General features: G+C 56.3%; 14 protein-coding genes. 12 read left to right on the top strand and 2 right to left on the bottom strand.

Annotation, left to right across the window (positions count from 1 at the left end; all coding sequences use genetic code 11):
* Positions 1–22 precede the first annotated feature (22 nt).
* Together msrP and F7P80_RS02360 are read left to right on the top strand one after the other, a co-directional pair.
* A complete protein-coding gene (msrP, locus tag F7P80_RS02365; protein WP_151042440.1) occupies positions 23–985 on the top strand; it encodes a protein-methionine-sulfoxide reductase catalytic subunit MsrP in 963 nt (320 codons plus the stop codon).
* Positions 985–1,608 carry a protein-methionine-sulfoxide reductase heme-binding subunit MsrQ gene (locus F7P80_RS02360; RefSeq protein ID WP_054067314.1) on the top strand — a complete coding sequence of 208 codons (624 nt, stop codon included), beginning with the start codon at positions 985–987 and terminating at the stop codon, positions 1,606–1,608. Before msrP ends, F7P80_RS02360 begins: the two co-directional genes overlap by 1 nt.
* Here F7P80_RS02360 and lptM read toward each other — a convergent pair.
* Positions 1,585–1,773: an LPS translocon maturation chaperone LptM gene (gene lptM / locus F7P80_RS02355; protein ID WP_151042438.1), complete on the bottom strand. Its 189-nt coding sequence runs from the start codon at positions 1,771–1,773 to the stop codon at positions 1,585–1,587. The two genes, F7P80_RS02360 and lptM, sit on opposite strands and share 24 nt — an antisense overlap.
* 12 nt (positions 1,774–1,785) lie before the next feature.
* Between lptM and cyaY the strand changes: the two genes are divergently transcribed.
* The gene (gene cyaY, locus F7P80_RS02350) at positions 1,786–2,124 is read left to right on the top strand and encodes an iron donor protein CyaY (protein WP_151042436.1); all 339 of its coding nucleotides are present in this window, start codon (positions 1,786–1,788) and stop codon (positions 2,122–2,124) included.
* Positions 2,125–2,185: 61 nt separating this feature from the next.
* Here the strand turns inward: cyaY and F7P80_RS02345 are convergent, their stop codons facing one another.
* On the bottom strand, positions 2,186–4,570 hold the full coding sequence (locus F7P80_RS02345; protein ID WP_080025200.1) for a penicillin-binding protein 1A: 2,385 nt from the start codon (positions 4,568–4,570) through the stop codon (positions 2,186–2,188).
* Between the two features lie 264 nt (positions 4,571–4,834).
* Between F7P80_RS02345 and F7P80_RS02340 the strand changes: the two genes are divergently transcribed.
* From F7P80_RS02340 to F7P80_RS02300, 9 genes are all read left to right on the top strand, one after another.
* Positions 4,835–5,914 carry a pilus assembly protein PilM gene (locus tag F7P80_RS02340; RefSeq protein ID WP_054067318.1) on the top strand — a complete coding sequence of 360 codons (1,080 nt, stop codon included), beginning with the start codon at positions 4,835–4,837 and terminating at the stop codon, positions 5,912–5,914.
* Positions 5,911–6,513 carry a PilN domain-containing protein gene (locus tag F7P80_RS02335; protein WP_151042434.1) on the top strand — a complete coding sequence of 201 codons (603 nt, stop codon included), beginning with the start codon at positions 5,911–5,913 and terminating at the stop codon, positions 6,511–6,513. The genes F7P80_RS02340 and F7P80_RS02335 overlap by 4 nt, the downstream gene beginning before the upstream one ends.
* Entirely contained in the window at positions 6,510–7,175 is a 666-nt protein-coding gene (locus F7P80_RS02330) for a type IV pilus inner membrane component PilO (protein ID WP_151042432.1), read from the top strand. Before F7P80_RS02335 ends, F7P80_RS02330 begins: the two co-directional genes overlap by 4 nt.
* Entirely contained in the window at positions 7,172–7,717 is a 546-nt protein-coding gene (locus F7P80_RS02325; RefSeq protein WP_054067321.1) for a pilus assembly protein PilP, read from the top strand. Before F7P80_RS02330 ends, F7P80_RS02325 begins: the two co-directional genes overlap by 4 nt.
* Complete coding sequence (locus F7P80_RS02320; protein ID WP_151042430.1) at positions 7,717–9,795, top strand: type IV pilus secretin PilQ; 2,079 nt, start codon at positions 7,717–7,719, stop codon at positions 9,793–9,795. Before F7P80_RS02325 ends, F7P80_RS02320 begins: the two co-directional genes overlap by 1 nt.
* A 70-nt stretch (positions 9,796–9,865) precedes the next feature.
* Entirely contained in the window at positions 9,866–10,417 is a 552-nt protein-coding gene (locus tag F7P80_RS02315) for a shikimate kinase (RefSeq protein ID WP_249041351.1), read from the top strand.
* 94 nt (positions 10,418–10,511) lie between these two features.
* A complete protein-coding gene (gene aroB / locus F7P80_RS02310; protein ID WP_054067323.1) occupies positions 10,512–11,642 on the top strand; it encodes a 3-dehydroquinate synthase in 1,131 nt (376 codons plus the stop codon).
* A gap of 66 nt (positions 11,643–11,708) precedes the next feature.
* Positions 11,709–12,884: a deoxyguanosinetriphosphate triphosphohydrolase gene (locus F7P80_RS02305; RefSeq protein WP_151042426.1), complete on the top strand. Its 1,176-nt coding sequence runs from the start codon at positions 11,709–11,711 to the stop codon at positions 12,882–12,884.
* 232 nt (positions 12,885–13,116) lie between these two features.
* On the top strand, positions 13,117–13,725 hold the full coding sequence (locus tag F7P80_RS02300) for a DUF1415 domain-containing protein (RefSeq protein WP_054067325.1): 609 nt from the start codon (positions 13,117–13,119) through the stop codon (positions 13,723–13,725).
* Positions 13,726–13,730: the final 5 nt, after the last annotated feature.

Here is a 13,730-nt window from a genome sequence, read left to right as displayed (position 1 = left end):
GCTTTTGGACAAGGAGGTTCGGATGGTAATTCGCAGCAGTGAGATCACTCCCCAGTCGGTGTATGAAGGGCGCAGGCAGTGGCTCAAATGGGTGGCCAGTGGCGTTGCCGGGGCCAGCATGGCGGCATGGGCCCAGCGTGATGCGCTGGCCAGTGCCGCATCTTCGGAATGGATGCCTTTGTCGTCTACCCCTTCCAAGCAGGCAGGTGCATGGACCGATGAAAAGCCAACGCCCCAGAAAGATGCCACCAGCTACAACAACTTCTACGAATTTGGGGTCGGCAAGGACGATCCAGCACGCTATGCGCATGCCATGTCTGTGGACCCATGGACGGTAGAGATTGAAGGCCTGGTGCACAAGCCTGGCAAATGGGCGCTGGAAGATCTGCTCAAGCTCAGCCCCATGGAAGAGCGCGTCTATCGGCTGCGCTGTGTGGAAGGCTGGAGCATGGTGATCCCGTGGATTGGCTACTCCCTGTCTGAGCTGATTCGCCGGGTAGAGCCCATGGGCAGCGCCAAATATGTGGAGTTTGTTTCGCAGGCGGACCCGCAGACCATGCGCGGCCTGCGCAGCCGTGTGCTGGATTGGCCCTACACCGAAGGGCTGCGGCTCGATGAAGCCATGAACCCGCTCACCCTGCTGGCCTTTGGCATGTATGGCCATGTACTGCCCAAGCAAAACGGTGCGCCTGTGCGGCTGGTGGTGCCATGGAAGTATGGTTTCAAGAGCGCCAAGAGCATTGTCAAGATCCGTTTTCTGGAAGAAATGCCTGCTACGGCATGGAACAAGGCGGCCCAGCACGAATACGGCTTTTATTCCAATGTGAATCCGGATGTGCCGCATCCGCGCTGGAGCCAGGCAACGGAGCGCCGCATCGGTGATGGCGGTCTGTTTGCGCCCAAGCGCAAGACGCTGCTGTTCAACGGCTACGCCGATCAGGTGGGGCAGCTCTACCAGGGTATGGACTTGAAGCGTAATTTCTGATGGCAGTGCAAGTCATCAATACCTGGCTGCTGAGTCGCTGGGCCAAGCCCGTGGTCTGGCTGCTGGCGCTGGCACCTGTGATCTGGCTGGTTGTGGCCACGGTCACGGACAATCTCGGCGCTAATCCGGCAGAGGCGCTGATTCGTTCTACGGGCGATTGGGCGCTGCGCGGCCTGTGCATTGCGCTGGCCGTCACACCGCTGCGCCAGCTCAGTGGCTGGAATGCGCTGGCGCGCTTTCGCCGTCTGCTGGGGCTGTTTGCGTTTTTCTATGTGCTGCTGCATGCCATCAGCTTTTTCGGGCTGGACATGGGCTGGAGTCTGGCAGCCACCTGGGACGATATTGCGCAGCGCCCCTTCATTCTGGTGGGTGTGCTGGCTGCGGTGATTCTACTGTCACTGGCGCTGACCTCACCACGCTGGGTGCTGCGAGCCATGGGCGGCAAGCGCTGGCAGCGCCTGCACCAGGGTGTACACCTGGCGGCATGGCTGGCATTGCTGCATTTTTACTGGATGCGCGATGCCAAGAACAATACCGCCGAGGTCTGGATCTACGCCGCCATCGTGCTGTTGCTGCAGGGCTGGCGTGTGTACCAGCGCCTAGCGCTCAGTCGCAGGCTCTGACTGCAAAGGCAGTGAGGGCGTCATGCTTTCCGGCAGCGTGGCGCGGTTTTGCGCAGCTGGTTCTGTGGGCAGATACAGAGGGCCACGCTGGCCGCAGGCGCTCAGTGCTGCCACACAGGCGGCAAGGGCAATGCAGCGGACTAGAATTTGTGAAGGATTCAACATGGGTGGATTGTAATGACCGACACTGAGTATTTAGACAGAGCCGAACAACTCCTGCTGGCCGTGGAGCGGGCATGTGACCGTCTCAACGATGAAACTGACGCAGACATTGATGCACAGCGTGCTGGCGGAATGGTGACCTTGGTGTTCCCCAATCGTTCCCAGATCGTGATCAATCTGCAAAAGCCGCTGCATGAGGTGTGGATGGCTGCCAGGGCTGGTGGTTTTCACTACAAGTTCGATGGCTGCACCTGGCAGGACACCAAGGGTAATGGCGAGTTTTTCGAGAACCTGAGCCGCTTTGCGAGCGAGCAGTCCAATCTGTCATTGACGTTCAGCGCCAAGCTGGATTGATCGACGACATTTGAGCGGCTGCAATTGAAAAAGCCCGGTGTATCAACACCGGGCTTTTTGTTTAGTTGCGGAACAGATCCAGAATCCTGCTGCGCTCTTCAGGCAGCGGTGCTTCTGTAGGAACGTTGGGATCAAACTCACCGGCTCCCATGCCCAGGCTGGTCAGACCGGCTGCGCCTGCAAACTCATCGTAGAACCATTCGCCGTTCATGTTCACAACACCTGCTGGCACGGGGTAGGAGGCCACAGGCACATCCTTGAGGGCGTGCTGCATGAAGTTGATCCAGATCGGCAGACTCAAGCCACCGCCCGTTTCGCGGGAGCCCAGGTTGCGGGGCGTGTCGTAGCCAATCCAGGTCACTGCAGTCAGCGTGGGCTGAAAGCCCGCAAACCACGCATCCACCGCATCGTTGGTGGTGCCGGTCTTGCCGTAAAGGTCTGGGCGCTTCAGTGTGCTTTGTGCACGGGCGGCGGTGCCTGATTTGGCCACGGTCTGCAGCATGCTGTTCATGAGGAAAGCATTGCGTGGATCGATGACGCGCTGGGCTTCAGACAAAGGCTGGGGCACATATTCCCAGAGCGTATGGCCCTTGGGGTCTGTGATCTTGGAAATCAGCCAGGGATCAATGCGGTAGCCACCATTGGCAAAGACCGAATACGCCACGGCCATCTGCATGGGCGTGACAGAGCCAGCGCCCAGTGCCATGGTCAGGTAGGGCGGGTGGCGTGCTGCATCAAAGCCAAAGCGTGCAACCCACTCCTGTGCGTACTTGGGTGTGACGTATTCCAGAATGCGAATCAGCGGAATGTTCTGTGACTTGGCCAAAGCCGTGCGTGCAGACATGGGGCCGTCGAACCTGTTGCTGTAGTTGCGAGGCTCCCAGGGCTGACCACCGGTGACGTTAGAGCCGTAGAACAGCGGGGCATCATTGAGTATGGTGGCTGGGCTCAAGCCTTTTTCCAGCGCAGCGGAATAGATAAATGGCTTGAAGGCTGAGCCTGGCTGGCGCCACGCCTGGGTGACGTGGTTGAACTTGTTTTTCTGGAAGTCAAAACCACCGACCAGTGCACGGATGGCACCATTGCGTGGGTCCAGCGCCACAAAGGCACCTTCCACTTCGGGCAGCTGCGAGGCCGCCCACTTGCCCTTGGAGGTCTCAATGATGCGGATGACCGCACCGGGGCGTATCTTGATGTTGGGGGCAGCCTTGGCGCTCAAGCCAGATTCCACAGGCTTGAGACCTTCGCCTGTAATCACCAGGGTTTCGCCGTCAGGGCGCTGCACCTTCATCGACTTGGGGCTGGCTTCCAGCACCACGGCAGCCAGCAGGTCCCCGTTGTCGGGGTGCTGTGCCAGTGTGTCGTCGATCACATCTTCCAGTAGCGCGGCGTCACTGGGCAGTGCGATGAATTTTTCCGGGCCACGATAACGCTGGCGGCGTTCGTAGTCCGTAATGCCTTTGCGCAGTGCCTGATAGGCGGTTTCCTGCTCACCCAGGTTGATAGTCGTGTAGACGTTCAGGCCGCGGGTATAGGCTTCATCACCGTACTGTGCGTAGACCAGTTGACGCGCCATCTCGGCGACGTAGTCGGCATGGCCGGTGGTGTTGCGGCTGGCAGTGCGCAGACGCAGGGGCTCTTCACGGGCTTCGCTTGCCTGCTCGGCAGTGATGAAACCGTTTTCCTCCATGCGGTCAATGATGTAGAGCTGGCGGATGCGGGCGCGTCTGGGGTTGCTGATGGGGTTGTAGGCTGATGGGGCTTTGGGCAGTCCTGCCAGCATGGCGGCTTCCGCAATGGTGATGTCCTTGAGCGGTTTGCCGAAATAGGCTTCGCTGGCAGCAGCAAAGCCGTAGGCGCGATGACCCAAAAAGATCTGGTTCATGTAGATCTCAAGAATCTTTTCCTTGCTCAACAGGTGCTCAAGCTTGAAGGTCAGCAGGATTTCGTAAATCTTGCGGGTGTAGGTCTTCTCAGACGACAGATAGACGTTGCGGGCGACCTGCATGGTGATGGTGGAGGCACCCTGGCTCTTGACCTTGCCCAGATTGGCCAGGGCGGCACGCATCATGCCGATGTAGTCCACGCCTCCGTGCTCGAAGAAGCGTGTGTCTTCAATCGCCAGCACGGCATCCACCATGACCTTTGGAATGTCCTGGATAGGGGTCAGTGTGCGGCGCTCTTCACCAAACTCGCCCAGCAAGGCACCTTCTGCGGAGTACACGCGCAAAGGCAGCTTGGGACGGTAGTCAGCAAGCTCGGAGACATCGGGAAGATTGGGATATGCCATTGCCAGCGCAATGGCAGCCACCATGGCTGCAGCTACAGCACCGGCGGCGCACAAACCGAACAGCCACAGCAACGCTCGCAATAGCCAATGTTTGCGTGGAGGTGTTTTTTTCTTGGAGGGGGTTTGCGAGTTGCTGGATTCGGGAGAGATAGGCATGACGCTCCACTCAAAAGAGAGACGTCATTATAGAAAACAGCCATTGGCCGCGATGGGGCAGGGGCAGAGCTTGTTGCAAGCTTTACGTTATTCACACGGATGGGTGCAGAAAGCAACCGTATAGCGCACAAGCGTGTATTTTTGACAACGATTAATTGATGGAATGCTGATCTGAGTGCGTGGTCGTCTCCATTCCTTGCTGATAGCATCGCCCCGCGATTGTGTGAATATTCATATCAAAGTGAAACAAGAAGGGAGGGGCCTGTGATCTCAATGGGATCCCTTTTTAAGAGGAAGAGTGCACCACTGATCGGTCTCGATATCAGTTCTTCAGCCATCAAGCTGGTAGAGCTGGATCAGGATAGGCAAGGCAACTGGGTCCTAGAGCGATTCGCATCCGAGCCGTTGGCCGCAGAGAGTGTCGTCGATGGCAATATCGAGAAATTTGACGATGTCTCAGAAGCGCTCAAACGTCTGCTGAAGAAAAGCGGTACGCGTACCAAGCATGTGGCCTTGGCGCTGCCGCATTCTTCTGTGATTACCAAAAAAATCATTCTTCCGGGTAATCTCAGCGAGCAGGAGCTGGAAGTTCAGGTCGAGGCTGAAGCCAGTCAATATATTCCCTTTCCGCTGGAAGAGGTGAGTCTGGACTTTTGCGTCGTTGGCCCTAACGAGAAAAGCCCCAGCGATGTCGATGTGCTGCTTGCCGCCACGCGGAAGGAGAAAGTCGAGGAGCGCAACAACCTGGCTGTGATTGCGGGACTGTCTCCCGTGGTGATGGATGTGGAGTCCTATGCATCCAGACTGGCAGCAGGGCTGGCCATGCACACATTGCCAGATGCAGGCGTCGATGCCTTGATTGCCTTGGTCAAGGTAGGTGGCCGGGGCTTTAGTCTGCAGGTCGTGCGCAACGATGACATTCTGTATGACAGTGAACAGGGCACTGGCGGCGCTCAACTCACGCAGAGGATTGCGCGCCAATATGGCATGAGCGTGGAAGAGGCAGAACTGAAAAAGCGTACCGGTGATTTGCCCGCGGATTATCAGGAGACCGTGCTGCAGCCCTTCGTCGCCAGTCTGGCCAATGACATCGCCCGTGCATTGCAGTTTTTCTACACCAGTACGCCCTATCACAGCGTCCAGCAAATTTGCATGTTTGGTGGCGCGGCCATGGTCGAGGGGCTGACCGAAGCCGTGCGGCAGCAGACCCAGGTCGAGGTCAGTGTGCTCAATCCTTTTGAGCACATGGCACTGGCTCCTACGGTGCATCAAAGTCGACTCAAAAAAGAAGCAGCCATGTACCTGACAGCATGCGGGCTGGCCATGCGGAGGTTCTTGAAATGATTTTGATTAATCTGCTTCCGCATCGTGAAGTTGCACGCAAGCGCCGCAAGGAGGCATTTCAGGTCACCATGTTTCTTTCTGCGCTGGTGGGGGTACTGCTGGCGGCCTTGGTGTACTGGTTCATGCAAATGCGCATAGAGACTCAGCAGGAAAGAAACGCTTTTCTGCGCTCTGAAATAGAAGTGCTCAATAAGCAGATCAAGGAAATTGCCGGCCTGGAAGGTGAAATTAAAGCTTTGCGTGAACGCCAGAAAGCGGTGGAAGCCTTGCAGGCGAACAGAAACCTGCCTGTTCATTTGCTCAATGAGCTGGTCAGGCTGCTTCCTGAGGGCGTCTATATTTCTTCCATCAAGCAAAATGGCTTGCAGGTAGAACTCAAAGGCGTTGCGCAGTCCAATGAACGCGTGTCTGAGGTCTTGAGAAACTTCTCGACCAAAACGTCATGGTTTCAAAAACCGGATCTCAAGGAAATTGTTGCAAGTACAGTTGATCTTTCGTCCAAGGACAAGCGAAAAGTCGTCAACTTCATTATGCAATTTACCTTGGTTTTGCCTGAAAGTGCCTCAGAGGCTGAGGGGAATGAAAAGGCGAAGTTATGAGAAAAACAAAAAAATACGCACTGCAGGATCTGACTACCTATGCACAGAATGTGCAGGAACAGTTTAAAGATCTGGATCCTAAGGATCCTTCCTTGTGGCCTGTTTTGCCGAGAATCTTTTTGTGTGCAGCTATCGCACTCATGGTGCTCGGTGGCGCGTGGTATTTTTTATTGAGCAGCATGGAGGAAGATCTGAATGCAGAGCGCGAAACTGAAACCAGCCTGCGTTCAGAGTATGAAACCAAATTGCTCAAAGCCGTCAGTCTGGATGCCTTGAAAAAGCAGCGAGAGCAGGTTCAGCAATATGTACAGCAGCTGGAAAAGCAGCTGCCCAGCAAATCTGAAATGGCTGCACTGCTGTCAGATATCAATCAAGCCGGTTTAGGGCGCAGTCTGCAATTTGAGCTTTTCAAGCCTGGTGCAGAATCTGTGAAGGACTATTACGCGGAGCTGCCAATTACGGTGAAAATTTCCGGTGCATTCCATGATATTGGTATGTTTGCTTCAGACATTGCACATTTGCCACGCATTGTGAATTTGAGCAATATGTCGATTGGGCCGAAAGGCAATGAAGGTGTGCTGACACTGGATGCAACGGTATATACCTATCGCTACCTGGATGCAGAAGAAGTGAATGCCAACCGGAAGGGGAAGTCTAAATGATGCGCGGAAAAACGATTTTCTTGGCATTGTTGGCATCTTCCATGCTGGCGGGCTGTTTCGGATCTGAGCATGAAGATTTGCATGAGTGGATTGGGGTACAGAAATCCATGGCAAAGCCCAGAGTACAGCCTCTGAAAGAGCCATCCGTTTTTCTGCCACAGGCTTATGAAGCTTCCACGGAAATGGATCCCTTCAATATGCTGAAGCTGACGCAGGTATTGCGCAGGGAAACAGAGAAAAATACGGCAAATACAGCATTGCTGACGGCTGAACAAAATCGCCGCAAGGAAGAACTGGAAAGCTATCCGCTGGACAGCGTCACCATGGTTGGCAGCCTGAAAAAAGGCAATCAGCGCATTGCTTTGCTGAGGGTCAACCAGTTGATTTATCAAGTGGGTGTAGGTAATTATCTGGGCCAGAACTATGGCCGCATTGTTCAAATTGAAGAGAACAGTATCAAGCTGAGGGAAGTTGTTCAGGATGCCGCCGGAGATTGGGTGGAACGAATGGCAACGCTTGATCTGCAAGAGGGGGGCAATTGATGCTAGAGAAGAAAATCTTGATACCTGTTCGCTGGGCGCTGGCTCCGATCCTGGTGTGTACGGGCGCTGCGGCATGGGCTGCCAGCGTGCAGGCTGTGTCTGGCTCGCAGCAAGGCGGTGGAGAGGTGGTTCGTATTGAACTGTCGGAACCGCTGAAAGATGCCGTGACAGGTTTTGCCATTCAGTCACCTGCACGCATTGCATTGGATTTGCCCGGTGCCACGAACGCCATGGGGCAGTCTCTGGTGGATTTGCAGCAGGGCAACCTGGATACGGTGAATGTGGTTGAGGGCACAGGACGCACGCGCGTGGTGCTGAATCTGAAAGCCCCCACGACTTACCGGACGCAGGTAGATGGCAATGGCATTCTGGTGTTTCTGGATCCAGTCAAACGTACGGCGTCGACGATTGCGCCGCTGCAATCGACCATGCGTCAGCATCTGGCCAGCAAAGAGGTGGATGCAAGCACGCCTGGGGCTTTGAAAAACATTGATTTCCGTCGTGGAAGCGATGGTGCAGGGCGCCTGGTGGTTGATCTGGGATCGGCCATGGTGAATGCCGATGTGCGCAAGGAAGGCAAGGGCCTGACGATTGATCTGCTCAATTCCAGCTTGCCTGCTGAGCTGCGCAGACGCCTCGATGTGGTTGACTTTGCCACACCGGTGCAGATGATTACGGCCAGCCAGAATGGTGATCGTGTGCGTCTGCAGGTCGAAGCCACAGGCGACTGGGTGCACAGTGCCTATCAGAGTGATGAGCAGTTTGTGCTGGAAGTCCGTCCCAAGAAGGTTGATCCGAACAAGCTGAGCCAAGGGCCAGGTTTCACCGGTGAGCGCCTGTCGCTGAATTTTCAGAATATCGATGTGCGCGCCTTGCTGCAGGTGATTGCTGACTTTACGAATTTCAACATCGTGACGTCGGACACTGTGGGCGGCTCTCTGACTTTGCGTCTGAAGGACGTGCCTTGGGATCAGGCGCTGAACATCATCATGGAGGCCAAGGGCCTGGGCATGAAGAAAAACGGCAATGTGCTGTGGATTGCCCCCAAAGATGAGATTGATGAGCGCGCCAAACGTGACTTTGAAGCAGCACGTGCCATTGAGCAGCTGGAACCTCTGCGTACACAGGGCTTTCAGATCAACTATGCCAAGGCAGAAGACATCAAGAACCAGATTGCAGACAACAGTGGCAACAGCGAGGCCAGCACGCGTTTCCTGTCACCCCGTGGCTCTGCCATTGCAGAAGCGCGCACCAATCAGCTGTTTGTGACCGATATTCCCAGCAAGCTGGAAGAAATTGCCCAGCTGATCAAGAAGCTGGATATCCCTGTACGCCAAGTCCTGATTGAAGCGCGCATTGTGGACGCGCGTGACAGCTTTGGCCGTTCGCTGGGCGTCAAGTTCGGCGGGGGCTACAACCGTGCAGGCCGTGGCAGCATTGGCAGCCAGTATTCCAGTTACGGTACCAAGAGTGATGCACCGTTTGTGAATCTGCCTGCAGGCCTGTCTACAGGTGGTGACCCAGCATCGCTGGCGCTGAGTGTTTTTAATTCTTCCATGACGCGCTTTTTGTCGCTGGAGCTCTCTGCCATGGAGGCCGAAGGCGCAGGCCGTGTGATTTCCAGCCCTCGGCTGCTGACCGCTGACCAGAAGGAGGCCGAAATTGCACAGGGTACGGAAGTGCCGTATTCGGAAACCGCTCCCAATGGCGCCAGCACGACTTCTTTCAAGAAGGCCGAGCTGCGTCTGCAGGTCAAGCCCCAGATCACACCTGAAGGCAACATTATTTTGACGCTCAAGGTGAACAAGGATGCCGTAGGCGGGTGGACCAATACCGGCGTGCCCATGATTGACACCAAACGTGTGGAAACCGAAGTGCTGGTGGAAAACGGTGGCACCGTGGTGATTGGCGGTATTTTTGAAATGGAAGAGTCCAACCAGGTCAACAAGGTGCCGGGACTGGGGGATATTCCCGTTGTCGGCAATCTGTTTAAGAGCCGTACGCGTGAGACCTCCAAACGCGAAATGCTGGTTTTCATCACGCCACGCATGGTGGCGGATGCAGTCGTCAGCAATTAATCCGTATTTGTCGGTGACAATCAAAGACCGCCTTCTGGCGGTCTTTGTGCATCTGAATCAGGAAGTTGCTGTGCATTTTTCTCTTATCGGCCTGCCAGGCTCCGGAAAGTCCACGATTGGCCGACAGCTGGCCAAGGCTTGGAAGCTGCGTTTTGTGGATGTGGACCATGCGATTGAGCAGCGCATTGGCTGCAGCATTCGTGAGTTTTTTGCAGCGCATGGTGAGGCAGCATTTCGTGATATCGAGACACAGGTGCTGGCAGAGCTGCTGCAGCTGTCGGAGCGCTGCGTGCTGTCGACGGGTGGCGGTGCTGTCTTGCGTCCAGAAAATCGCCAGGCATTGAAGGCGCACAGCACAGTGTTTTACCTGCAAGCTTTGCCGGAAGATATTGCACGGCGGTTGCGCAATGACACGACACGTCCCTTGATGCAGGGTGAAGACCCGCTCAAGCGCCTGAAAGAGCTGCAGCAGGCGCGTGGACCGCTGTATCTGGAGACAGCGCATTACGTGGTGGATGCTGTCCGGCAGAACCCCACCCAGCTCAGCCGCAAAATCTGCATGCAGGCCGAGCTGGCCGGCCTGTTGCCCAGCACAGGATGTTGCGAAGCACTGGGCGATTAAAGTTATAAAAAAACTGCCAGCATTTGCTGTGCAACGTGATGGATTTTCTTCAGCAAGGCCGCATACGGCCTTGTTGGTTTAACGAGAGCATGCCGTGACCACACATTCGAGTCAGACCGTTCAGATTGATTTAGGCGACCGTTCCTACCCCATCGTGATTGCAGCGGATGTGCTGCAGCAGGCTGCTACGTTTGCTGGCTGTCCCAGTGCTGCGCAGGCCGTGATCGTGACCAATGTGACGGTGCAGCCTTTATATGCGGCCCAGCTTCAGGCAGCACTGGCAGCCAAATATGCCCACGTACATACCGTAGTACTGCCTGATGGGGAGGCGTACAAGGACTGGCAGACGCTGAACCAGATTTTTGATGCATTGCTGGGCCATGGCTGCGACCGCAAGACCGTGCTGTTTGCACTGGGTGGCGGTGTGATTGGCGATATGACGGGCTTTGCAGCAGCCTGCTACATGCGTGGCGTGCCCTTTGTGCAGGTCCCGACCACGCTGCTGTCGCAGGTGGACTCCAGCGTGGGCGGAAAGACTGCTATCAATCACCCGCTGGGCAAGAACATGATTGGCGCCTTCTATCAGCCCCAGCTGGTGGTGTGTGATCTGGCTTCGCTTGACACGCTGCCAGCGCGCGAAGTCTCGGCGGGGCTGGCTGAAATCATCAAATACGGCCCGATTGCGGACATGGCCTTCTTTGAATGGCTGGAGGCCCACATCGACGACCTGCGCCGTCTCGACCGTCAGGCACTGCTGCATGCCGTCAAGCGCAGCGTGGAAATCAAGGCATGGGTGGTCGGTCAGGATGAAAAGGAAGCCGGCCTGCGCGCTATCCTGAATTTCGGCCACACCTTTGGTCATGCGATTGAAGCGGGCATGGGCTATGGCAACTGGCTGCATGGTGAGGGTGTGGGCGCTGGCATGGTCATGGCCGCGCATCTGTCGCAACGGCTGGGCTTGGTCGATGCCGAGTTTGTGCAGCGCCTCACGCGCCTGATTGAACGTGCAGGCCTGCCAACCCGTGGTGCGGTCATTGATGCTGCAGACAATGCGGGTGCCTATCTGGAGCACATGCGGGTGGACAAAAAGGCCGAAGCAGGCGCGATTCGTTTCATACTGATAGACGGACCAGGCAAGGCCGTATTGCGCTCGGCACCGGATGCCCTGGTGCGTGAGGTGATTGATACCTGCTGTACGCAGGGGGTAGGCATTCAGACGCAATAAAAAGAGCATTCAGCGCTTGTGTGACAAGCGCTGTAGCCATTTTTTATATGAAATTCAGGAGGGTGCATGCAGTCATTTCAGCTGTCTCCGTGGGCCTGTCAGCCCGACGCTACGCGTGGGCGCAGATACGCTGAGCCTGCAGCACCTACGCGTACGGAGCACCAGAGGGACCGCGACCGCATCGTGCACTCCAGCGCCTTTCGCCGCCTGGTCTACAAGACGCAGGTCTTTGTGAACCATGAGGGCGATCTGTTTCGCACGCGTCTGACGCATTCGCTGGAAGTGGCGCAGCTTGGCCGCTCCATAGCACGGCCGTTGGGGCTGAATGAAGATCTGGTCGAAGCCATTTGCCTGGCGCATGATCTGGGACACACCCCATTTGGGCATGCAGGTCAGGATGAGTTGAACGCCTGCATGCAGCACTTTGGCGGCTTTGAGCACAATCTGCAAAGCCTGCGTGTGGTGGATCAGTTGGAAGAGCGCTACCCACAGTACGATGGCCTCAACCTCAGCTTTGAAACCCGCGAAGGCATTCTCAAGCACTGCTCGCGCAGCAATGCACTCAAGCTGGAAGCACAGGAGCCGGGTGGCGTAGCTGCACGTTTTCTCAACGGCGGTCAGCCTTCGCTGGAGGGGCAGCTGGCGAATCTGGCAGACGCGATTGCCTACAACGCACATGATGTAGACGATGGCGTGCGCTCTGGCCTGATTACGCTGGAGCAGTTGCAGGAAGTGCCGCTGTTTACGCGCTTCTACACGCAGGTGCTGGCAGATTTTCCGCAGCTGGCCGAGCCTGAGGCGCAGCGACGCCTGCTCTATGAAACCATTCGCCGCATGCTGAGCGAGCAGGTGTATGACGTCATCCACAGCACCCGCCAGCACATTGCGCATGCCGGGGTGTGCCATGTGGATGAGGTCCGTGCCTGCAGCAAAGCGCTGGTGCGCTTCAGCCCAGACATGCAGGCGCAGACCCAGGCGCTCAAGCGCTTTCTGTTCCATGCGCTGTACCGCCATGACCAGGTCATGCAGACCATGGAGGCTGCGCGCCAGGTGGTGCGTGATCTGTTTGCGGCTTACATGCAGCAGCCAGGCATGATGAAGCCCCGCTTTGCGTTAAGAGCACAGCAGGCCGGGAGCGAGGCTGACATGGCTCGCACGGTCGCAGATTTTGTGGCTGGCATGACAGATCGTTACGCAGCCAAGGAGCACGAACGCATCACAGGGATGAAACTGTTGGGATAGTCCCTGGCACGGCAGTACTGTCATTTGCGCGTATCTGGAGATACGGCAGCAGCAATACTGGCGCTTGGCTAGAATGCGTGCAACAACACAAGGGGGCGAGCAGCCCCCATTTGTTTTTAGACCCGTTCACACGGCCTTGATACCCTGTTGCATTGCCTGCAGTACCCGTTACTGTCTGGGCTGGTGCCTTGTTTCAACCGGAAGTGTTAACAGCTCTGAAAGAAGTCGAACCATGACCGATACCACCACAGACCGCTCCTTTCCTGAAGACATCGTCATCGCCGATACGGTGCGCTGGCTGGAAAAGGCCGTGATTGGCCTGAATCTGTGCCCATTTGCCAAGAGCGTGCATGTCAAAGGCCAGATCCACTATGTGGTGAGCCAGGCCACCGATGCCGAAGGTGTGGCCATGGATCTGCACCGCGAGCTGGAGGCATTGGCCGAGATTTCGCCGGAAAAGCGCGATACCACCTTGCTGATCCTGCCGCAGGCGCTGCAGGACTTCCTGGACTTCAACGATTTCCTGGAAATCGCAGATGCCATGGTGGAAGAGCTGGATCTGGGGGGCATCTTGCAGGTCGCTTCCTTCCACCCGCTGTTCCAGTTTGAAGGCACAGATGTGGACGATGTGACCAACTGCACCAACCGTGCACCCTATCCCACACTGCACCTGCTGCGCGAAGACAGTATCGACAAGGCTGTGGAAGCTTTTCCAGAAGCCGAAATGATCTATGAGCGCAATATGAAAGTGCTGGAAGACATGGGTATTGTGGGCTGGCTGGACCTGGACGTGGCAGCACGTTGCCCTGTGACTGGCCACGGCCCTGAAGATAAGCACTGATTCAA

It is taken from the genome of Comamonas kerstersii (assembly GCF_008801935.1).
Taxonomy (GTDB): Bacteria; Pseudomonadota; Gammaproteobacteria; order Burkholderiales; family Burkholderiaceae_C; genus Comamonas; species Comamonas kerstersii.
This window is presented reverse-complemented; position numbering and strand designations above follow the sequence as displayed.

Excerpts from the sequence above, each read along its gene's own strand:
- F7P80_RS02305 (WP_151042426.1), top strand. The coding sequence starts at position 11,709 with ATGCAGTCATTTCAGCTGTCTCCGTGGGCCTGTCAGCCCGACGCTACG.
- F7P80_RS02360 (WP_054067314.1), top strand. The coding sequence starts at position 985 with ATGGCAGTGCAAGTCATCAATACCTGGCTGCTGAGTCGCTGGGCCAAG.
- F7P80_RS02300 (WP_054067325.1), top strand. The coding sequence starts at position 13,117 with ATGACCGATACCACCACAGACCGCTCCTTTCCTGAAGACATCGTCATC.
- F7P80_RS02330 (WP_151042432.1), top strand. The coding sequence starts at position 6,510 with ATGAGAAAAACAAAAAAATACGCACTGCAGGATCTGACTACCTATGCA.
- F7P80_RS02325 (WP_054067321.1), top strand. The coding sequence starts at position 7,172 with ATGATGCGCGGAAAAACGATTTTCTTGGCATTGTTGGCATCTTCCATG.
- F7P80_RS02335 (WP_151042434.1), top strand. The coding sequence starts at position 5,911 with ATGATTTTGATTAATCTGCTTCCGCATCGTGAAGTTGCACGCAAGCGC.
- F7P80_RS02345 (WP_080025200.1), bottom strand. The coding sequence starts at position 4,570 with ATGCCTATCTCTCCCGAATCCAGCAACTCGCAAACCCCCTCCAAGAAA.
- msrP (WP_151042440.1), top strand. The coding sequence starts at position 23 with ATGGTAATTCGCAGCAGTGAGATCACTCCCCAGTCGGTGTATGAAGGG.
- lptM (WP_151042438.1), bottom strand. The coding sequence starts at position 1,773 with ATGTTGAATCCTTCACAAATTCTAGTCCGCTGCATTGCCCTTGCCGCC.
- F7P80_RS02320 (WP_151042430.1), top strand. The coding sequence starts at position 7,717 with ATGCTAGAGAAGAAAATCTTGATACCTGTTCGCTGGGCGCTGGCTCCG.
- cyaY (WP_151042436.1), top strand. The coding sequence starts at position 1,786 with ATGACCGACACTGAGTATTTAGACAGAGCCGAACAACTCCTGCTGGCC.